22 protein-coding genes are annotated in these 21,609 nt (G+C 41.6%); 3 read left to right on the top strand and 19 right to left on the bottom strand.

Annotation, left to right across the window (positions count from 1 at the left end; genetic code table 11):
- The first annotated feature begins 69 nt into the window (after window positions 1-69).
- A complete protein-coding gene (locus JJ692_RS09535) occupies window positions 70-324 on the top strand; it encodes a DUF2624 domain-containing protein (RefSeq protein ID WP_024423008.1) in 255 nt (84 codons plus the stop codon).
- Between the two features lie 48 nt (window positions 325-372).
- On the opposite strand, the gene JJ692_RS09530 is transcribed toward JJ692_RS09535, so the two are convergent.
- Entirely contained in the window at window positions 373-1,266 is an 894-nt protein-coding gene (locus JJ692_RS09530; RefSeq protein ID WP_024427965.1) for a deoxyribonuclease IV, read from the bottom strand.
- Between the two features lie 9 nt (window positions 1,267-1,275).
- Complete coding sequence (locus JJ692_RS09525) at window positions 1,276-2,595, bottom strand: DEAD/DEAH box helicase (protein ID WP_206533695.1); 1,320 nt, start codon at window positions 2,593-2,595, stop codon at window positions 1,276-1,278.
- Window positions 2,596-2,750: 155 nt separating this feature from the next.
- On the opposite strand from JJ692_RS09525, the gene vrrA reads away from it, so the two are divergent.
- Both vrrA and JJ692_RS09515 read left to right on the top strand, forming a co-directional pair.
- Window positions 2,751-3,455: a VrrA/YqfQ family protein gene (gene vrrA / locus JJ692_RS09520; protein WP_206533694.1), complete on the top strand. Its 705-nt coding sequence runs from the start codon at window positions 2,751-2,753 to the stop codon at window positions 3,453-3,455.
- Window positions 3,456-3,612: 157 nt separating this feature from the next.
- Complete coding sequence (locus JJ692_RS09515; protein ID WP_024423011.1) at window positions 3,613-4,557, top strand: 4-hydroxy-3-methylbut-2-enyl diphosphate reductase; 945 nt, start codon at window positions 3,613-3,615, stop codon at window positions 4,555-4,557.
- Window positions 4,558-4,594: 37 nt separating this feature from the next.
- On the opposite strand, the gene JJ692_RS09510 is transcribed toward JJ692_RS09515, so the two are convergent.
- The 17 genes from JJ692_RS09510 to JJ692_RS09430 all read right to left on the bottom strand — a co-directional run bounded on the left by JJ692_RS09510 (window position 4,595) and on the right by JJ692_RS09430 (window position 21,531).
- The gene (locus JJ692_RS09510) at window positions 4,595-5,716 is read right to left on the bottom strand and encodes a Nif3-like dinuclear metal center hexameric protein (protein ID WP_025092953.1); all 1,122 of its coding nucleotides are present in this window, start codon (window positions 5,714-5,716) and stop codon (window positions 4,595-4,597) included.
- On the bottom strand, window positions 5,709-6,425 hold the full coding sequence (locus JJ692_RS09505) for a tRNA (adenine(22)-N(1))-methyltransferase (RefSeq protein ID WP_044332048.1): 717 nt from the start codon (window positions 6,423-6,425) through the stop codon (window positions 5,709-5,711). The genes JJ692_RS09510 and JJ692_RS09505 overlap by 8 nt, the downstream gene beginning before the upstream one ends.
- 120 nt (window positions 6,426-6,545) lie before the next feature.
- Window positions 6,546-6,905, bottom strand: coding sequence for a cytochrome c550 (cccA, locus tag JJ692_RS09500; protein ID WP_024423014.1), 360 nt, complete (start codon window positions 6,903-6,905; stop codon window positions 6,546-6,548).
- 301 nt (window positions 6,906-7,206) lie between these two features.
- Window positions 7,207-8,328 carry an RNA polymerase sigma factor RpoD gene (gene rpoD / locus JJ692_RS09495; protein WP_008342392.1) on the bottom strand — a complete coding sequence of 374 codons (1,122 nt, stop codon included), beginning with the start codon at window positions 8,326-8,328 and terminating at the stop codon, window positions 7,207-7,209.
- Window positions 8,329-8,534: 206 nt separating this feature from the next.
- Window positions 8,535-10,364 (bottom strand): DNA primase, encoded by a 1,830-nt coding sequence (gene dnaG, locus JJ692_RS09490; RefSeq protein WP_024423015.1) that lies wholly within the window; start codon window positions 10,362-10,364, stop codon window positions 8,535-8,537.
- Between the two features lie 33 nt (window positions 10,365-10,397).
- Entirely contained in the window at window positions 10,398-10,898 is a 501-nt protein-coding gene (locus tag JJ692_RS09485) for a YaiI/YqxD family protein (RefSeq protein ID WP_024423016.1), read from the bottom strand.
- Between the two features lie 261 nt (window positions 10,899-11,159).
- A complete protein-coding gene (locus JJ692_RS09480) occupies window positions 11,160-11,981 on the bottom strand; it encodes a pyruvate, water dikinase regulatory protein (protein WP_008342399.1) in 822 nt (273 codons plus the stop codon).
- Between the two features lie 25 nt (window positions 11,982-12,006).
- Entirely contained in the window at window positions 12,007-12,645 is a 639-nt protein-coding gene (gene ccpN / locus JJ692_RS09475) for a transcriptional regulator CcpN (protein ID WP_024423017.1), read from the bottom strand.
- A 167-nt stretch (window positions 12,646-12,812) separates the two neighbouring features.
- Entirely contained in the window at window positions 12,813-14,858 is a 2,046-nt protein-coding gene (gene glyS / locus JJ692_RS09470) for a glycine--tRNA ligase subunit beta (protein WP_073206336.1), read from the bottom strand.
- Window positions 14,851-15,738 carry a glycine--tRNA ligase subunit alpha gene (gene glyQ / locus JJ692_RS09465; RefSeq protein WP_012010611.1) on the bottom strand — a complete coding sequence of 296 codons (888 nt, stop codon included), beginning with the start codon at window positions 15,736-15,738 and terminating at the stop codon, window positions 14,851-14,853. Before glyQ ends, glyS begins: the two co-directional genes overlap by 8 nt.
- 329 nt (window positions 15,739-16,067) lie before the next feature.
- Window positions 16,068-16,838, bottom strand: a complete 771-nt coding sequence (gene recO, locus JJ692_RS09460; protein ID WP_044332056.1) for a DNA repair protein RecO — start codon at window positions 16,836-16,838, stop codon at window positions 16,068-16,070.
- 35 nt (window positions 16,839-16,873) lie between these two features.
- Window positions 16,874-17,017, bottom strand: a complete 144-nt coding sequence (locus JJ692_RS09455) for a YqzL family protein (RefSeq protein ID WP_003217288.1) — start codon at window positions 17,015-17,017, stop codon at window positions 16,874-16,876.
- A gap of 148 nt (window positions 17,018-17,165) precedes the next feature.
- Window positions 17,166-18,071 carry a GTPase Era gene (gene era / locus JJ692_RS09450; protein WP_007501305.1) on the bottom strand — a complete coding sequence of 302 codons (906 nt, stop codon included), beginning with the start codon at window positions 18,069-18,071 and terminating at the stop codon, window positions 17,166-17,168.
- Window positions 18,064-18,462, bottom strand: a complete 399-nt coding sequence (locus JJ692_RS09445; RefSeq protein WP_008356263.1) for a cytidine deaminase — start codon at window positions 18,460-18,462, stop codon at window positions 18,064-18,066. The genes era and JJ692_RS09445 overlap by 8 nt, the downstream gene beginning before the upstream one ends.
- Window positions 18,463-18,575: 113 nt before the next feature.
- Window positions 18,576-18,962, bottom strand: a complete 387-nt coding sequence (locus JJ692_RS09440) for a diacylglycerol kinase family protein (RefSeq protein ID WP_024423020.1) — start codon at window positions 18,960-18,962, stop codon at window positions 18,576-18,578.
- Window positions 18,940-19,419, bottom strand: a complete 480-nt coding sequence (ybeY, locus tag JJ692_RS09435; protein ID WP_024423021.1) for an rRNA maturation RNase YbeY — start codon at window positions 19,417-19,419, stop codon at window positions 18,940-18,942. The genes JJ692_RS09440 and ybeY overlap by 23 nt, the downstream gene beginning before the upstream one ends.
- Window positions 19,420-21,531, bottom strand: a complete 2,112-nt coding sequence (locus JJ692_RS09430) for an HD family phosphohydrolase (RefSeq protein ID WP_370880885.1) — start codon at window positions 21,529-21,531, stop codon at window positions 19,420-19,422.
- Between the last annotated feature and the right edge of the window lie 78 nt (window positions 21,532-21,609).

Below are 21,609 nucleotides of genomic sequence, written 5' to 3'. Positions count from 1 at the left end.
GAATAAAATAAAATTTTTTGCACATTTTCCGTTTTCGCCCATACATTGTTACAGAGGGGAGGAATGGAATTGATTTTAATTCAAAAAATTGTCCTGCAGCGGCTCAATCAGATCACAGCAAATGATCTGTTAAGGTATGCGAAACAGTATGGCGTCAGTTTAACGTCTCATCAAGCTGCTGAGGTGGCCAAACTCATGAACGGGAAAAACATCAATATTTTTAATGACTCAGAGCGTAACCGGCTTCTTAAGCAAGTGGAAGCGATTACTTCTAAACAGACAGCACAGACTGTGAATGATTTATTTAACCAGTTTACAAGTTAAGCAAAAAAGGGCCGCATTTAGCGGCACCTCAACATGTTGCATCCTTTTTTACTGACCCGTAATTTTATCTAGTAAGCCTTCATCAAATTGCTTTTCTTTCAGCATGGCAATTTCGAATTTGTAAGGTGGTTTTTTGTTCTTTTTATCTTCACCTACATAAGGCGTTTCTAGAATTTTCGGCACATCTTGAAGCTGCGGATGATGCACAATATAGCTCAGTGCATCGAAACCAATTTCACCAAAACCGATATTTTCATGTCGGTCTTTTCTTGCGCCTTGCACATTTTTACTGTCATTAATATGAAGAACTTTGATTCGGTCAATACCAACAATTCGATCAAATTCTTCTAACACACCATCAAAGTCACTCACAATCGGATAACCAGCATCGTGCGTGTGACACGTATCAAAGCAGACAGAAAGAGCTTCGTTATGTGTCACTCCGTCGATAATTTGGGCAAGCTCTTCAAAGCTTCTTCCGCACTCTGATCCTTTTCCCGCCATTGTTTCAAGTGCAATTTGAACCTCTTGACCTTTCACAATGACTTCGTTTAAACCTTCAATGATTTTTTGAATCCCTGCCTCTGCTCCTGCTCCGACATGCGCACCCGGGTGGAGAACAATTTGTCTTGCTCCCAGCGCTTCCGTACGCTCAATCTCAGAGCGAAGGAAGTCTACACCAAGCTCAAATGTCGCTGGATTCACTGTATTTCCAATATTGATAATATACGGAGCATGCACGACGATATCCGTCATGCCATGCTCTTTCATATGCGCTTGTCCAGCTTCAATATTGAGGTCTTCAATTTTTTTACGGCGCGTATTTTGCGGTGCACCTGTATAAATCATAAACGTATTCGAACCATAAGAGGCAGCTTCCTCACTCGCTGCAAGAAGCATATGTTTTCCGCTCATGGATACATGTGAACCAATCTTTAACAATGTTTCCCCCTACTTTCCATTACGCTTTGACTTTCTACATTCCTGTCTTTTGATTTTATCCATCTCACGTGTCATTTTCTTTTTATATCCAGGTTTGACGGCTTTCGGTTTTCTCACAAGACGTTTTGCTTTTTCTTCAATTTCATTTGGGGCTTTTTTACGTCTTTGACGCTTCAGACGGTCATCTGCATCTCGCCATTCGCCATGAACAATGGTTTTGTTTTCAAACACAACGCCCATTTTCTCAATTTGAATGAGTGCATCCTCATCAGCCAGCTCATAAATGGTCATAGCAATTCCAGATGAACCCGCACGAGCTGTTCTTCCAACGCGGTGCACATAAAAATCAAGATCAGATGGAAGTTCATAGTTAATCACGTGGCTGACGCCTTTAATGTCAATCCCGCGAGCTGCAAGATCTGATGCCACAATATAAGTGAACTCCAAATCTTCAATTTGTTTCATGACTTTTTTACGTTCGCGCGGCGTCAATCCGCCATGGAGCACACCGATTTTCATTCCTTTTTCTTGTAGGAACGATGCGATTTCATCAACAGTTGTTTTTGTATTGGCAAAAATGATCCCTAAATATGGCTGTACATTCGTCACCATTTCATGGAGCAATTTTAATTTATCACGCTGTTTAGACGGAACTAAAATATGCTGAATGTTTTCAGCTGTAATCCGTCTTGGTTCAACATGTGCATACTTTGGATTGTCCATATATTTTTTCAGGAAAGGCTTTAGTTTTTCTGGGATGGTTGCAGAGAACACAAGCATTTGCAGCTGTTCTGGCATTTGTGCACCGATACGGTCCACATCTTCTAAAAATCCCATATCCAACATTAAATCAGCCTCATCAATAACAAGAGAGGTCGCTTTGTAAACATTCAGCGCCTGCTCATGAATGAGGTCAGCAATACGTCCAGGTGTACCGACAACCAAATGCGGCTGGTTTTTTAGCTTTTGAATTGATTTCTGCTTGTCCGTTCCGCCAATGTAAAGCTTTGCTTTGATCTCTTCTTCTGGAGAAGCATTCTTTAAAATCGTTTGAGCTTCTTTGAAAATTTGATTGGCTAATTCTCTTGTAGGTGCAGTAATCACCACTTGTACCTGCTCTTTGCTTGGATCAATTGAATGAATCAGCGGCAGTAAGTAGGCATGAGTTTTTCCTGTTCCGGTTTGTGACTGGCCAATCACGCTTTCTCCTTTTAAAACAGCAGGGATGATTCTTTTTTGAATATCAGTCGGCTCATAAAAGCCTAGTTCATGAATAGCATCTATAATAAAAGGCTTTAATTCATATGTCGTAAATTTCGTTTCTTTCATGTTTTCACTCCTTAAGGCAGTGCCTTTTTGCTCATCTCCTCATTATAGCTGATTTTCAGTAAAAAAACCATGTCCGCTTTTCCTACAGGAAACCAATTGATGCTTCCTTGCATAACCTATGAAGAGAAAGAGAATGCAGTAAGGGAGGTACAAGTATGTTAGGGCAAAGGCCTATGGGCGATTTTCAGCCGCGCCGTCCCTCACGCCGGCACCTTGGAAATGGCGGACAGCCCGGAATATTTCAAAGAGGGCAGCAGCCTCCTATCCAACAGCCTTTTCAAGGGCAAGGCAATCCATTTCAGCAAATGATGCCTCGCTCCCCGTCTGTACAGGGAGGCGGTTTACCCGGGATGGGCGGAATTCCAGGAGGTGAGAGCCGTGCACTAGGCGGCGGAGCAGGAATTAAAGGCATGCTCTCTAAATTTCTTCCTAGCGCAGGAGGAGCTGGAGTCTCTGGAGGTGGTGCGGGATTACAAGGAATCCAGAGCTTCACAAATCCTGCGACCCTCTCAAGCATGTTAGGAAATGTTCAAAAAGTGCTCGGGATGGCGCAGCAATTTACGCCAATGATTCAGCAATACGGTCCTTTAGTGAGAAATTTGCCGGCGATGATTAAACTGTACAGCCAGCTTGGCAGTGCGGATGATGATGAAGAAAGTGCAAATGATGCTGATGCAGAATCAACGGAGACTAGCGCGGAAACAGAAGTGCACGAGGAAGAAGCACAAACTGACGAAATAGAAAAAAATAAAGAACCAGAAGACATCCTCGTCAAAAAAACAGCACCTCACACATCATCTGTTCCTGAAGCAAAACCGAAAAAAAGATCTGGCAGCTCTGTTCCAAAACTATATGTCTAGTGATCTTTTAACGGCGAAGTGTTCACTGCGTATAACAATCTTTGATATATACGCTTACTTTGGCTATAATGGAAGCAAGAGAATGATAAAAAGCCGTTTTTTACGGCTTTTTATATTGTTCTTCTCTAGCAGCACTTCCCTACAGGAGGACGAATAAATGAATGTAATTAAAATATCGCCGCGTGGCTATTGCTATGGCGTTGTGGATGCAATGGTCATTGCTAAAAATGCCGCACTTGATAAGAACTTGCCACGCCCAATTTATATATTAGGTATGATTGTGCACAACAAACATGTCACTGATGCCTTCGAAGAAGATGGCATTTACACACTGGACGGACCAAACCGCTTAGACATTTTAAAGCAGGTTGAAAGTGGAACAGTCATTTTCACAGCTCACGGCGTTTCTCCTGAGGTTCGTCAAATCGCAGAAGAAAAAGGCCTTGTCGCCATTGATGCGACCTGTCCCGATGTAACGAAAACACACGAACTCATTTCAGAGAAAACAGCCGATGGCTATGACATTATTTATATTGGGAAAAAGGGTCATCCTGAGCCAGAAGGAGCTGTCGGAGTAGCCCCTGACAAGGTACATCTTGTCGAAACAGAAGCTGACATTGAGGCACTCGATTTAACATCAGAAAAACTGCTCATCACGAACCAAACGACGATGTCTCAATGGGATGTCCACGACCTGATGGAGCTGATTAAAGAGAAATACCCTCACGTCGAGTATCATCAAGAAATTTGCCTTGCGACACAGGTGCGTCAGGAAGCTGTATCGCAGCAAGCTGGCCAAGCCGATTTAACCATTGTTGTCGGCGATCCAAAAAGTAATAACTCTAACCGTCTCGCACAAGTGTCAATGGAGATTGCCGGAACGCAGGCTTACCGTATTGGCGACTTAAGTGAACTCAAGCTGGAATGGCTGCAGGGCGTCAAAACCGTTGCCGTTACTGCTGGTGCTTCAACACCAACACCTATTACAAAGGAAGTCATTCGTTTCTTAGAAAACTATGAACCAGATGATGAAACAACTTGGAAGATTGAACGAACCGTCCCTCTTTCTAAAATTTTACCTCGCGTCAAAACAAAGAAATAAGAAAACGTCAGAGCGGATATGCTCTGACGTTTTTTGTTTACATAAATTGAAATGGGTTTGTGTTTGATTCAGAAACAAAGAGCTGTACGTCATATTTTTTATCCGCACATAGCGATTGAAGCTTCGCCTTTACGCCCTCTTTCATAATCTTTTCAGCATAATGTCCTGGGTCCACAACGTTCAGCCCTAGCATCATGGCATCGTGCGCAACATGGAAATAAAGGTCTCCTGTCACATACACATCTGCACCCATTCTTTTCGCTTGATGGATATATTTATTTCCGTCTCCGCCAAGCACCGCCACTTTTTTCACAACAGCGTTTTGGTCTCCTACAAAACGAGCACCATTCACATCTAGCTTCGTTTTCACAAATTGCGTGAAATCTCTTAGTGTCATTGGCTCATTTAGCTCTCCAATACGGCCAAGACCTTTTTGAATAGGAGGAAGGTCTGTCGTGTGTACACTATAGGCGACTTCTTCATAAGGATGTGCTTTGATCATTTCGCGAATCACTTGTTTTTCTATACTTGCTGGGAAAATGGTTTCAATCCGCACTTCTTTCACAAATTCTAATTGACCCGACTCACCAATAAACGGCTCAGCTTCTTCTGATGGCAGAAAGCTGCCTGTCCCTTCATTTGAAAACGCACAATGGCTGTAGTTGCCGATATGGCCGGCGCCCGCATTTCCTAAAGCTGTCCGGATGGCCTCTTCAAATTCCTCTGGGACATACAGAGCAAGCTGTTTGATCGGATCTTCATATGTCGGCACTAACACTCTTGTTTCTTCGAGCTCTAAGGCCTCAGCAAGCAGGTCATTGACTCCGCCATCAGCTACGTCTAAATTCGTATGTGCCACATATACCGCAATATCATGTTTGATGCATTTTTCAATGATCCGTCCAGCCGGCTGATCCGTCGCTACATGTTTTAATGGTCGAAAAATCGGCGGATGGTGAGCAATAATAAGATCCACTTTTCGCTCGATCGCCTCATCTACTACATTCTCTAATACATCCAAGGTGATCATCACATTGGTTACTTTTTTATTTAAAGTCCCAATCTGAAGACCAATTTTATCCCCTTCCATGGCGTACGCCTTTGGTGAGAATTGTTCAAACAATTGGATGATTTCATGCCCATTTACTGTTTTAGCCAACAGTCAAAACCTCCTTTAGCATCTTTATTTTCTCATTCAGCTCTTCAAGGCGTTCTTTATTTTCTTCTGTCCGCGCCGCCTGCTGAATTTGACTTTCTATCTTCTCCATATGCTGAAGCTCTTGCATCCACTTGCGCTGGAAAACGTCATTTTGCTCTTTCGCAAGAAACGGACCTACCAGTATGCCTGCTTCAAGTGACATTCCTTTATAGGCTTTATCTTTATCGCCTTTTTCTGCGATGATGATTTCGTATATTTTGCCGTCCTCTTCTAAAATGACTTCATCTATCAATTCATACCCCTCTTGATAAAGCCATAAACGAATATGGTGGGCATGGATATTCGGCTGAAGAATGAGCCGCTCATGGCCGGCGAGCTTATGTCTTCCTTCATTTAGAATGCTTGCGATGAGTGCCCCGCCCATACCTGCAATCGTCACTGCATTCACTTCGCCTTTTTCAATGACTTCAAGGCCATTTCCTTTTCTGACCGATATCTGTTCATCTAATTCAAGTCTATGTACTTGCTGCTGCGCCGATTGAAGCGGTCCATCAGTAATTTCACCAGCAATGGCTTTCACTGCTTTTTGATGCAGAATCGCATAGCATGGCAAATAGGCATGGTCTGAGCCGATATCAGCGAAGACTGCCTCATCTGGTAAAAAGTCCGCGACTTTTTTTAATCGTTTCGATAAATTCATTTCATTCATACGTATCACTACTTTTCTTTAATGTTCATACTTGTCTATCTTATATAAATTATGGACTTTTTAAAAGTCGTTTTCAAATGAAAAAAGCTCTTCTTTTGAAAAAGAGCTTTTTGTGTAAGATTATTTAATTTTAGACACCCATTCCGCCATTTCATCGAGCTTTTCATTTGGAATCAGCCCGCCTGGCATCCCGTTGCCGCCTTCTTGAATTTTCTTCTTGATGTCAGCTACTTCAAGCTTGTCTCCAACACCTTTTAATGCAGGACCTGCGCCGCCTTCATAGTTTTCCCCGTGACAGCTTATGCAGTTCTGCTTATACAATTCTTCCGGCGTTGCATTTGCTGTCTCTTCTTGCTTTTGCTCTTTGCCCCCAGAGGCAATTTTTTCTTCATCTTTCAGCCCCTTCATTGATAAGAAAAAAGTGAGTCCAATACCTAAAATGGCAATCAATAAAAATGGTATAAGTGGATTCCGTTTCATTTCTTTCATCCTCCCCTTTGTGAAAACCCCTTTGAGACTATGCAAACAATTCTAATTCTACTTTAATTTTACAAAAAGTAAACGAATTATGATACAAAACTTTGGTCAAGTTCACAGATTAGACAAAAATGATTCTAGATGAGAAATGAAGTCTTCAGCACATTTAGATGTATTTTTTATACATCTTTTCTCTAAGAACGTTGCAAATTCATTTGTTATTCAGTAAAATATAATCAGATTGAAAAAAGCGTTTTCATTTTTGATAAGAAAGAACGGATCTCTTTCAAGATCCGTCCGGTTTCTACTCTAAGAAGTCTTTTAATCGTTTACTTCTGCTTGGGTGTCTTAATTTACGAAGAGCTTTCGCTTCAATTTGTCTGATACGCTCTCTTGTTACGCCGAACACCTTTCCAACCTCTTCTAACGTGCGAGTTCTTCCGTCGTCTAGTCCGAAACGTAGTCTTAGCACATTTTCTTCACGGTCCGTCAGCGTGTCTAATACATCTTCAAGCTGCTCTTTTAAGAGTTCGTACGCAGCGTGGTCAGATGGAGATGTCGCCTCTTGGTCTTCGATAAAATCACCAAGATGCGAGTCATCTTCTTCACCAATAGGTGTTTCTAAAGATACAGGCTCTTGCGCAATTTTAAGGATCTCTCTTACCTTTTCTGGAGTTAAATCCATGTCTTCAGCAATTTCCTCAGGCGTTGGTTCTCTGCCTAGGTCTTGCAGAAGCTGTCTTTGAACACGGATCAATTTATTAATCGTTTCCACCATATGAACCGGGATCCGGATTGTTCTCGCCTGATCGGCAATCGCACGTGTGATCGCCTGTCTAATCCACCAAGTCGCATATGTTGAGAATTTATATCCTTTGCGGTAATCAAACTTCTCAACCGCCTTCATCAGACCCATGTTTCCTTCTTGAATCAAGTCAAGGAACAGCATACCACGACCGACATAGCGTTTCGCAATGCTGACAACGAGACGAAGGTTCGCTTCCGCTAATCTTCTTTTTGATTCCTCATCGCCCTCTTCGATCTTTTGAGCATACGTAATTTCTTCTTTAGCAGATAACAAATTGACGCGTCCGATTTCTTTTAAGTACATACGAACAGGATCATTGATTTTGACACCTGGTGGTACGCTTAAATCATTCAGGTCAAATTCTTCTTCTGCTTTAGCCAGCTGCTGAACATTTGGGTCCTCTGTCTCTTCGTTTTCACTAATGAGCTCTACACCCTGTTCGCCTAAGTATTCATAGTATTCATCCATTTGGTCTGATTCAATTTCAAAGCTAGACATACGCTCTGCAATTTCTTCGTATGTTAAAACGCCCCGTTTTTTACCCGTTTCAGTGAGCTTATCTCTCACCTGTTCAAAGGTTAATTCAGTTTCGGTTTCGTGGGCTTGTTTATCAGCCATTATGGATCCCTCCTTCCAAAGCTTGCAACGAATTCTAAAGTAACTTGCGATTTACTTCCGTCCTGCTTTTCTCTCTCTATCAAACAGCTGACGAAGCAAATAGGAAATAAAATAAATAATGATGAAGGCAAGATGCTTGCGGTCTTATGCTCCTCCCGTAAAGGATTCATTGCCAGCCGTAAGTCCTGTCATTAATAATAGACGTATTACTTCAGCGAACGGTTCAACTGAATAATTTCTTTTGCAAGTGTTGCCGCTTTGAAGAAATCTTTTTGCCTCTCCGCTTCTGCACGTTCTAGTTCTTTTTCCTTTATCATTGACAAATTCCGATGATTCAACACTTTTTTTACATAATCACTTAATTCAGCTTCACTTAGTTCGTCTCCGACTTGAATCATCAATATATCCGTCAACAGCTGATTCATGACATCATCTTCTATCCGGTTCATCAGGTGCTGCGGCGTTGGTTCTTTGCCTTCTTCATACAAGGCATAAATGTACGTTGCCAGCGCCCTGTGCGAATCTATATTAAATTCAATCCCGATTCTGTCAAGTACTTTGCGGATCACGTCATCGCTTTTTAACATATGAGCAAGCAGCATTCGCTCTGCATTTTCATATGCCGGCCGCAGACGCTTTCTTCTCACTTGTGTTGACAGATGTGCACGACGTTTTTCAAGCCCGTTTTCTTCCTGCGTGCTTTTGGTTTCTTGCCGCTGCTGTTTTTCAAACAGCTCCAGTTGTTCTTTTAATGAATCAAGTGAGATCGAAAACTCCCCAGCAAGCTGTTTCATGTAAATCTCTTGCTCCAAAGAGCCGTTTAACCGGCTGATTTCTCGGAGAACCTGCTTCATATAAGTAAGACGGTCTCCTTCGTCTGATAAGTTTTTTCCTCTTCGGAAAAAATTCATCTTAAACGTCATTAATGTCACACTTGCATCTATGATGTCATTCCTAAATTTCTCGCCGCCATATTTACGAATGTAATCATCTGGATCAAGTCCATCTGGTATCATGGCAACGCGAACTTTACATCCTCTTTTTCCAAGCAAATCTGATGCTTTCATGGTCGCTTCGTATCCGGCCGTATCAGAGTCATAGCAAAGGATGATCTCTTCTACGTTCCGCCTGAGAAGCTTTACGTGCTCTTCTGTAAGAGACGTACCCATTGTTGCAACACTTTCACCGACACCTGATGTAACAGCTGAGATGACGTCTGCAAATCCTTCAAAAAGAACCGCCCGTTCGCGTTTACGAATATGCATACGTGCGTCATGAAAGTGATAAAGCAGCTTACTTTTATGAAAAAGCGGCGTTTCAGGACTATTCATATATTTAGGCTGCTGATCACCAAGCGATCTTCCGGAAAAAGCGATGACCGTTCCATGATGATCATGAATGGGAAACATGACACGATCTCTAAAGCGGTCAAAAAAGCCTGTGCCGTTTTCACGTTGAATCAAAAGACCAGCCTTCTCCATCATCACAGGATCAAATCCTCGTTTTTCTAAAAACTTGGTCACGAAATCCCAAGAATCAAGAGCATACCCGATCTCAAACTTGGCAATTGTTTCATCCGTAAAGCCTCTGGACCGTAAATAATCGAGTGCGTTTTGACCTTCCTTTGTATTTACCAGCAAATGGTGGTAAAATTTCTTAAGAAGCTCATGTGCCTCAATCATTTTATGATCTGCAGTGTCCTCTTGCTGAGAGGAACTCATCTGAGCATTCGCCACCTGATCAGGCAGATCAATATGGTACTTATCAGCCACATGTGAAACGGCTTCAATAAATGAGTAGCCTTCCATTTGTCTGAGGAACGAAAACACGTTGCCTCCTGCACCACAGCCAAAACAATGGAAGATTTGCTTATCTGCTGAAACAGAGAATGAAGGAGTATTTTCACCATGGAATGGACAAAGACCGAAGTAATTTCGACCTTGCTTTCTAAGCTGTACGTATTCTCCAATCACTTCGACAATGTCTGCGTTTTTTTGGATCTGCTCCAAAAGTTCATCTGGTATACGTTTGCTCATCCTAATAACACTCCGTCGTACATTATTCGCCTTTTAATTTAAAAATCCTTCATGATTCGACAGGATTTTTTGTAGTTGCGCCATAAATCGCTTCTTATCCTCTTCTAAAAGCTTTTTGGGACCTTTTCCGTATACACCTTTTCTTCGCTGTTTGCTGGAAACATGCCTGCGTTCCAAATCAAAATCAATTGTTTCGTTTGTGTACATTCGTCCTCTTTCAGACAGAACAATGACCTGTCTCGGAAGCAGTAAGGAGGCAAGACCAATATCTTGGGTGACGACAATATCATGTGCGGCAGCTGAGTTTGCAATGACTAAATCCGCTGCTTCCTTATGTGTATCTACAAACCGCCAATCTTCTAGTGGAGATCTTTTGGTTTGAAAATGCTCATATGAAGCAATGAACGTCACTGGTACTTGAAATTGAGATGCGACAGAAAGGATTTCGTCTTTTACAGGACAAGCATCTGCATCGACATAAATCGTCCTCTCTTTTTTACGTTCATTCAGGTGACTAATTCTCCATCCCTCCACCTTATTCCTGCTTTAGAGAAGCAAAAAGACCATACTTTTCCCCTATAAAGCAATCAACAGTAAAACTCATTTTGTCGAAAAGTTATGTTCAGAATCACTTGACTTCTGCCAATATTAGTTTATTCGTTCTTGACTTAACTTAAACCTAAAATCAATCATTTTATCACAATTTTTTATTATAATACAAATGCAGCAAATATGCCATTGTTTTTGTTTACCCGTTTCCCACCATAGGAAAAACCCAGGAGGAGCATCCTGAGTTTATTCGGAACCTCTTTTGGTCAGCATTTGATGAATGACATTTGCCGTTTCCTCAACTGCTTTATTCGATACATCAACGACTTGACAGTTAATGCGGTCAACCACTTTTTCAAAATACTCTAGTTCCTCTTTAATCCGCTCAATGTTCGCATAAATAGCGCGATCATTTAAACCAAGAGATTTTAAACGCTCTTTGCGAATATGATTTAGTTTGTCTGGACTAATTTTCAAACCGATACATTTCTTCGGATCAACTGAAAATAACTCTTCTGGCGGATCAACTTCAGGTACAATTGGAACGTTCGCTACCTTCAGCCGTTTATGTGCCAAATATTGAGATAATGGTGTCTTAGACGTGCGTGATACACCAATGAGTACAATATCAGCCTTTAGAATACCTCTAGGGTCTCTGCCGTCATCGTATTTCACAGCGAACTCAATGGCTTCTACCTTTTTAAAATAGTCCTCATCTAATTGACGTACACGACCCGGCTCATGTTTCGCTTCATTTCCATATGCCGTCTCCATTTTATCAATGAGCGGACCGATGATGTCATAATAAACGACACCGTTTGCTTCTGCTTCCTCGATTAAGAATTGGCGCATTTCTGGCACAACAAGAGTAAAGCAGACGATCCCATTATCTGCTTTCGCCAGTGAAATGACTTCTTTAATCGTACCAACATCCTCTACATACGGGATTCTTCTAATATTTGAATGGTCTGATGAGCCGCCATCAAATTGGCTAAGTGCCGCTTTGACCACGAGCTCTGCCGTTTCTCCAACTGAATCTGATACCACAAAAATTACGCGATTACTCATAACATCCCCTCGCAGTCTTCTGTCATTAGATTATTTCGTTCTCCGATAAGCTGACAAGTATTTTCGTCATGTTTGTTTTCGTAATTCTTCCGACCACTTCAAAACCTTTATCCGTATCTTTTATCACAGGAAGTGCATCTATTTGCTTTTCAATCAAGTGCTTCGCCACATCCATAATGAAATCTTCCTTGCGGCAAACGGTAATGTTCGGCATTCTTGTCATAATAATATGGACAGGGATAGATGGAAGCTCCTGTTTCCCTATACTTGCACGGAGGAGGTCTTTTCTTGATAACACGCCTGTTAAAATAGAGTGATCGTCCACAACGAATAATGTGCCCACATCCTCTAAAAACATCGTACAAATCGCATCATAAACCGAAACATTCTCATGTATCACCACTGGAATGGATTGAAAGTCTTTCACTTGAAGTTTTTTCAGCTTATCTGCGAGAAGCTGCGTGCCTGTTTTTCCTGTGAAAAAGTAGCCGACCCTTGGTCTTGCTTCTAAAAAGCCTGACATTGTTAAAATGGCTAAATCCGGTCTGAGGGTCGCTCTTGTTAAGTTCAGCCGATCGGCGATATGCTCTCCAGTGATCGGACCATTCTCTTTGACAATCTGTAAAATCTGCTCTTGCCGTTTATTTAACTCGATTGTACTCACCACCTTTAAATAGAGAGAGCGAAATCTTTATTTTATGTATATCATTTTCATAACTCATCATATTATAGCGCATCTTTGTCCGAATGAAACAAAAATCCACTCAAAAACCGTGAATTAAATGAGTAAAAAACGATTGCCCTTCGGAAAAGGCAACCGTTCTTAGGTATTTATTTTACAATTAAATTGTTCATATTCGCAAATGATTGAATGACTTTGGCTAGTTTGACCATTTGTGCCAAACGATTTCGCTTCAGTTTTTCATCATCCGCATGAACCATTGTATGATCGAAATAATGAACAATCGGTGTTTTTAACGTATCCAGCGCGTCAAGTGCCAAGCTGTATTGTCCTGCTGCTACATGTTCCTTTACAGCTTTCTCTACTTGCTGATACGCCTCAAACAGCTTTTGCTCATGTTCATTTTCAAACAGTTCAGGCTGAATCTCTGCGTCTTCCCCTTTTTTACTGATTGAAATGACGCGACCCAATGCTTCAGCCGTTTCTTTGAAGCTTTCTTGTTTCACACTCTCTTCAAGAACAGCTGCTTTTTTGACGACTGCATATGGCTCAATATTTTTAACATCCAGCACTGCATCAACAACATCATGGCGGATATGCTCTGCTTGAAGAACATATTTTAAACGATGCGTTAAAAATTCAATCAGAGCAGCTTCATGTTCTGCCTTTACTTGAGCAAGTGCTAACAGCTCTTTAAATGAAATATTCCAATGACGGTCGAGCAGGATTTGAACGATACCGCTCGCTTGTCTTCTAAGTCCATAAGGGTCTTGAGAACCCGTTGGGATCACATCAATTGAGAAGAATGAACAAATAGAATCAAGCTTATCTGCTACTGCCACAATCGCACCAATCAAAGTGGATGGCGCCTCGTCACCAGCAAAGCGCGGCATATAGTGCTCGTTGATGCTTCTTGCTACTTCTTCATGTTCACCAAGAGCTCTTGCATATTTCTCACCCATGATTCCTTGTAATTCTGGGAATTCATAGACCATTTGAGTCACAAGGTCAAACTTCGAAATACTTGCTGCTCTCGCCACACGTTTTGTTGTTTCGTCATCTGCTCCGACATGCGCCGCTAGACGAGTTGCAATGTCTGTCACTCTCTTCAGCTTGTCGCCGATTGTTCCAAGTTTCTCATGGAATACCACTTTATCAAGCTTTTTAATATTGTCTTCAATCACTAGTTTTTCGTCTTCTTTATAGAAGAATGCAGCATCTGATAAACGCGCACGAAGTACTTTTTCATTCCCTCTTGCGACATTTGCCAGCGCCTCACTGTTTCCATTTCTGACTGTAATAAAGTGCGGCAATAAATCCCCTTGCTCATTTTTCACAGGGAAGTAGCGCTGATGCTCTTTCATTGTCGTCACCAATACTTCTTCCGGCAATGCAAGAAACTCTTCTTCAAAGGAACCAGACAGCACAGTTGGATATTCTACAAGGTCGTTCACTTCTTCTAAAAGTTCAGGATCAACAGGAATGACCCAGCCTTTTTCTGTAGATAGCGCATCTAGCTGTTCAGTAATGAATTGTTTTCTTTTCTCTGAGTCTGCAATCACAAATTGATCGCGCAATGTTTGTTCATAGGAAGCAGGTGTGTCAATGCTGGCTGTCGTTCCAAGGAAACGGTGTCCTCTAGTCTCACGGCCGCTTTTCACCCCAGCAATTTCAACAGGTACAATCTCTTTTCCAAATAAACAAACAATCCATTTAATCGGACGGATATAGCGTAAATCCTCGCTTCCCCATCTCATGTTCTTTGGAAAGCTTAATGAAGCGGCGATCTCACCTAACGCTGGCAGAAGGTCTTTGACCCTCTTTCCTTCTTGAAATTTTTGGACATGGACATAATCCACTCCTTTAATCTCTTTGAAATAGAGATCATCTGTTGAAGCACCTTGTCCTCTGGCAAAGCCTTCAGCTGCTTTTGTCCAATTGCCTTCAGCATCTTGGGCAATCTTTTTAGCCGGGCCTTTTGCTTCTTCTTTGATGTCTTCTTGTTTTTCTGCGACACCTTTCACAAGTACAGCAAGACGTCTAGGTGAGTTAAATAAAGCAGTCTCTTCGAATGAAATATTTTGCGTTTCAAACCATGCTTTTACTTTCTCACCCAGCTGTTTTGTGCTCTCTGGCATGAAACGAGCCGGCATCTCTTCTAAGCCGATTTCAAGTAATACATCTTGTTTATTCATGAGAAGCCGCCTCCTCTTTTAGCATAGGGAATCCCAGTTTTTCGCGTTCTTCATAATAGGTTTTGGCTACTTTTCTTGCTAACTGACGCACTCTTCCGATATAACCAGTTCGCTCAGTCACAGAAATAGCACCCTTTGCATCGAGCAGGTTAAACGTATGAGAGCATTTGAGGACATAATCGTATGCCGGGTGAACAAGCCCTTTGTCCATTTGGCTATGTGCTTCTTTCTCATAGGTTGTAAATAGCTCGAACAGCATGTCAGTATTAGATGTTTCAAATGTATAAACAGAGTGCTCGTATTCAGCCATTAAGAATAAATCTCTGACCGTAAATCCGTCTGTCCATTCAAGATCGAAGACATTTTCTTTGTCCTGGATGTAAGAAGCAAGACGTTCAATACCGTATGTGATTTCAACAGAAACGGGCTTACATTCTAAGCCGCCGACTTGTTGGAAATAAGTGAACTGCGTAATTTCCATCCCATCAAGCCATACTTCCCAGCCAAGTCCTGCACAGCCAAGAGATGGATTTTCCCAGTTGTCTTCCACAAAACGAATATCATGTTTCAGCGGGTCAATGCCAAGTGCCTTCAATGATTCAAGATATAGCTCTTGAATATTGTCAGGTGATGGCTTAATGATCACTTGAAATTGGTGATGCTGATACAATCTATTTGGGTTTTCTCCATATCTGCCATCAGCCGGGCGTCTTGAAGGCTCTACATATGCTACCTTCCACGGCTCTGGGCCAATGCTTCTGAGGAACGTGTATGGACTCATCGTTCCGGCACCTTTTTCTGTGTCATACGCCTGCATTAATACGCAGCCTTCGTTTGACCAATGCTTTTGCAGCGTCAAAATCATGTCTTGAATATTCAATGATCGCACCTCCATCTTTTCTAGACCAACCGCTATGTATGGCGGGTGGGATTAGAACCTTGTAAGAGAACACAAAAACTCCCGTCTCTATGCTCGCAAGGTTCTTGCAAACATAGGGACGAGAGTTTTTTCCCGCGGTTCCACCCTATTTGCTGGTGTCGTAGCACCCAGCCGCTTTGTTTTACGTTGCTCAAGAATGCCTTTCGTTACGCCTCCATCCTTAGCTCACACCGCCCTAAGGTCGCTTTTATGGATTTTACGTAAGTACTTCTTTCTGTCAATGCAACATATTTTATCTTAGATGATCTTACAAAAAGTCATGGGAGATGTCAACTTTTGTTTTCGTCACCCATTAGCTTTTTCATGGATTCCATCTGATTCATGAATTTTTTTGATTTTAAATAGAGGCCGGAATATTCGTCATAGTAGTGATCAAGCACTTGACGAATTTCTTGTTTCGTCTGCTGTTTCACATCAACCTGACCAAGCCTTGATAAATCAAAATAATGAAACAAACGGAGTAGCCTTGCAGCTGCGGGGGATAAGGGCAGTTTATATGGATCTTTCGAAAAACAATTTTGGCAAATGAAGCCGTTATCTCTTATCGAGAAATGGAACTGCCCTTCTTTTTGACCACAGTGGACACATTGATCAAGTTCAGGCTTCATCCCCATCACTGATAACATTTTGACCTCTACGATAAATAAAATAATATCAGCATCTGTGCCTTCGTTGAGATGACGCAGAGATTGAAGCAGAAGCTCAAACAAATAAGGGTTTGGCTTTTTTTCTTCTGTCCCTTTATCCATTAATTCCGTCATATATGCGGCATATGCGGTCAGAAATAAGTCTTCCCGAATGGTCCGCATACTTTCAATCATTTCGCCTTGCTGGAGCGTTCCAAGTCCTGTTGATGATTGGATGAGAAAGGTGCCGTATAAAAACGGCTGGCTTATGGCTGACAGGCGGCTGTTTGATTTTTTAGCGCCTCTGGCCATCACGCCAATTTTTCCATGTTCTCTAGTGAGCAGCGTGACAATTTTGTTTGTTTCGCCATAATCTGTTGTTCTAAGGACGATTCCTTCACTTTTAATGAGCATTTGTCTACACTCCGAGCGCTGGAGGGGGTCAAGAATTATAAGATTGGAAAATCAAATCGTGCTATTTCTTCTTCAAGTACATCGGGTCTTTCCAGGTTCTCCTTTTCTAACTCTTTGAAAAGCAGATACGTGTCAACGCTTCCTGTTTGTGAAAATACGTTCCATGTAAAATTCAACATAAAAACCCCACCTTTCTTTATTAGAAGCAGCAACGCTACATCCAACATATTAATTTTATCTTGACCAGGCTACCTCCATTTCATGATAAACAATTTTTACTAATCGAACCGCACCATTGTCAGATTTGCTGACAAATGCAGCGATTTTTTAATATTCGTCTTCTCTAAATCCGAAGTCACGCAGGTGAGTGGATTTATTACGCCAGTCCTTCTGAACTTTGACCCAAAGCTCTAAATACACTTTTGAGCCTAGAAGTGCTTCAATGTCTCTGCGCGCTTTTTGTCCCACTTCTTTTAACAAGCTGCCTCGTTTACCAATGACGATCCCTTTTTGCGAATCTCGTTCTACGACAATGGTCGCCGCGACATGGATCTTGCCATTTTCATCTGGCTTAATCGATTCAATCGCAACCGCAATACTATGCGGAATCTCTTCTCTCGTTAAATGCAGCACTTTTTCACGAATTAATTCAGAAATAATAAACCGTTCTGGATGATCTGTTACTTGATCTGCCGGATAAAATTGAGGGCCTTCTGGAAGATAACCTTCAATCTGCTGAAGAAGCGTGTCGATATTGTTTCCTTCAAGAGCTGAAATGGGCACAATTTCCTTGAATGGATAACGTGTGCGGTATTCATCAATTAAAAGGAACAGTTCATCGGGATGAATTTGGTCAATTTTATTGACGACTAGGAACACCGGTGTAGACGTTTGCTTTAGTCGTTCAATGATGAATTCATCACCTTTGCCATAGCCTTCCTGTGCGTTGATCATAAACAAGATCAGGTCGACTTCCTTCAGTGTATTTTGAGCCACCCTCATCATAAAATCACCAAGCTTATGCTTAGGTTTATGAATCCCCGGTGTATCGATAAAGATCGTTTGTGATGTGTTTGTTGTCAGAACACCTTGCACTTTGTTTCGCGTCGTTTGGGGCTTATCGCTCATGATGGCGATCTTTTGTCCAATGACACGATTAAGAAAAGTTGATTTCCCTACATTTGGTCTTCCAATAATTGATACAAATCCTGATTTGAAGCTTTCGTTAGTCATTTAAATCCTCCGGTGAAAATGCGCCTGGCAATAGTTCGTTTACTGTTGTTTCGTATATATGTCCTTTTAAGTTCGTTAGAATCACTGGCATATCAGGTGCACATAGCTCTGAAATGACCTGTCTGCATGCGCCGCACGGCGAAACAGGCCGGTCTGTATCAGCCACCACTGCTAACATTTGAAAAGATGTAATGCCTTCTGAATAGGCTTTAAAAAGTGCTGTTCTTTCCGCACAATTACACATACCATATGCTGCATTTTCAATGTTGCAGCCGCCATACACTTTTCCATCATTCGACAGTAATGCTGCACCGACTTTGAATTTAGAATAGGGTACATATGCAAAATCTCTTGCTTTGATTGCTTCTGAAATCAACTCTTGTTTGTTCATTCCTAGTTCCCACTTTCAGAAGAAATGGTACCACTGTCACATTTATATTTTACATAATTCACGTGACATTTTCACGCCCATTTCTAAAAATGTTAATAAATAGTAATATTGTTCTATTGCATGATCTTCGGTAAGAAGATGATCAACCCAATCATAACCGAAATCGCGGCGTAAACGCAAACAGCGCCTGCAGCAGCGTCCTTCGCTCTCTCTGCAAGCGGGTGCCTTTCTTCTGTCATCAGATCCACTGTATGTTCAATGGCTGTATTGACAAGTTCAAGCGCAAACATCCCCCCGCAAAGAAGAAGAACGATCAGCCATTCAAATGGGTCAATGCGGAACCAAAAGCCGCAGATCACCACGATGATGGCTGCGACTGTGTGAAATCGAAAATTCCGTTCATTCAAGAAAGTTCGCCATATTCCTCTAAATGCATAGTAAAAACTCCGAAAAAAACGGGCGAGCGGCCTTCTTTTCTTACGATGATCTCGAAAGGCCATAATCATCCAAGATTTTTGTCTGTTTGGCGAACATTTCTTTTTCATCTTCCTCTGTCATATGATCGTACCCGAGCAAATGGAGGAAGCCATGAATCGTTAAGAATCCAAGCTCTCTCATAAAGGAATGTCCATATTCCTCTGCCTGCTCTTTCGTTCGATCCACACTAATGATAATGTCACCAAGTACAGGCGGGATATCATCCGCTCCTATGATTTCAATCTCCCCTTCTCCTTCTTCCTCAAGTGCAAAGGAGATCACATCCGTTGGTGCGTCTTTTCCGCGGTATTCTTTATTGATTTGATGAATCTCTTCATTCGAAACGATCGTCACTGATACTTCCGCTTGATCCTTGACCTCAAGTTCGTCCGCAGCAAACTGAAGAAGCTTTTCCACTTCTTCAAGCTGCTCTTTTGATACTTGTCCTGTTTCATCTATTAAATCGATTAACAATGTCATTTACTTCACCTTCTGCTTCGGGGCATCTGGATATTCAATCCGAGAATGGAAAATCCCCTTTAATGTTGTACAAATCGTTTGGCTGATAATATTTAATTCTTTAAATGTGAGGTCACACTCACTAAATTGCCCGTCCTGCATTTTATCTGAAATAATGCCTTTGACAAGCTTTTCAATCCGCTCTGGATTTGGATTATGCATGGAACGAACCGCCGCTTCAACGCTGTCAGCCACAGAAATAATCGCTGCTTCTTTTGACTGCGGCTTTGGACCAGGGTAACGGAATTCTTCTTCTGTCACCTGATCATCACGCTCTTTCGCCTTATAGTAAAAGAACTTTAAAAGAGACTTCCCGTGATGCTGTTCGGCAATGTCGACAAGTTCTTCAGGAAACTTCTTTTCTCTCAGCATATCAGCGCCATCTGTCGTATGGGCAATAATAATATTTTTACTCAGCTGAGGAGAAAGCTTGTCATGCGGATTATCAATGTTCATTTGGTTTTCGATAAAGTATTGCGGTCTTTTCGTTTTCCCAATGTCATGATAATAAGCGCCGACCCTTGCTAAAAGACCATTTGCGCCGACTGCTTCACATGCAGCATCCGCTAAATTCGCCACCATGACACTATGATGATATGTACCTGGTGTCTCGGTTAAAATCTTTTTGAGCAGCGGATGATTTGGATTGGATAATTCAATCAGTTTCATTGTGGAAAGAATACCAAACATGCTCTCAAAAACAGGCATTAACCCAATGACCAAGATAGATGATGCAAACCCTGACACAATTGCCATCATGAGGTTCACACCGATTTCAAGCCCTGATGGTGAAGAGTTTTGGATCAGTGTAATGGATAAAACCACAAGTACATTCACCAAAGCCACCAAAAGTCCGGCCTGCAATATTTTTGATCTTGCATTATGTTTTCTTAAAAATAAAATACCAGCCATCCCGCTCACAAGATAATAAGCGCAGATCACATAGTTAAAGACGCCGGTTACTCCTTGATTAAACATCATACTGCCGCAAAGAGCAAATACAAGACCGGAGAAGATCGCTAACCGCTCATTAATGAGCAGCTTGATCAGCATCGTGCCAAGAGCCACTGGCACGACATAGCCTATCGTCGTATACTTCGTTTCTTGGAAGAGGCTGAACACTTCCATGATAATTAATATAATCGTGAAAATAAGCGAGTAAAGCAGTAATGACTTATTCTTATGGACAAGCGATTTTTTCCTCGATTCAAGGGAATGAATAATCGCTGCTAAGAAAAGTCCAATTAATATGAGAAGACCACTTACAGGCTTAAATAAATTTGAGCTGTTTAACAGACCCGTCAGTTCTAATTTGCGATAAACTTCCCGGTCGATGAGCTCTCCTTCTTCAACTAAGATTTGCCCCTGCTTAATTTGCACAGGCTGAATATTGTCAGCCGCTTCCTGTCTTTTCTTTTCTGTTGCCACTGGGTCAAATACATAGTTTGGAATGATCGCAAATTCACCGATTTCTGTCGCTGCATTTAAGTATTTTGATGGAATTGAATTGTTTTTAAGCTCTGTTTTGACTTGTTTTTTCTCATCTTGTAATTTCGCTGCTGTGATTTCTTTACTCATCAGTGAATTCACCACTGTGATGATGGAATCCTTAGTAAATGAGAGATTTTCATCACTTGCCTGGAGCAGTGCTTTGATGGATTGATCCGAAACAGCCTCCTGCATATCTGTTGTGAGCTTTTCTTTGACACGCTTGACCATTTCTTGATCTGATGGCGCGTTCTCTTTATCATCAGCTGCTTTCTTCTCTTCTTTAATGGCTTCAAAGAGGGATGAGATGAGGTCTACGCGATTATCAGAATACGCTTTTTTGAGCGTATATTGATCTTCTACCTGATCTGTTGCTTCTTGTTTCTTTTCTTCTGTCGCTTCTTGATCATCAACGGTTGACGGAGAATAGATGGTCTGTTCGCTCACTGAAAATAAATCTAAGTCGAGCGATTCAGGCTTTACATGGAAGAAGAGCACCACGAATAAAATGGCTGCTAAACCAGCGTACAGCAAAACATTTAAATAACGTGAGCGCTCCATTTTCTGAGGTTCTTTTTTAGACAGCAGTCTTTTGCGCTTACTGCCTTTTTGATTCTTTCTCAAGGAAAGTACCTCCTTTTTTACTTTAAACCACGATCGAAA

Origin of the sequence: Bacillus sp. 3a, from assembly GCF_017161885.1 — a bacterium.
Classification (GTDB): domain Bacteria; phylum Bacillota; class Bacilli; order Bacillales; family Bacillaceae; genus Bacillus; species Bacillus safensis.
Note: the sequence above shows the minus strand (reverse complement) of the source record. Positions and strands in the feature narration are given on the sequence as shown.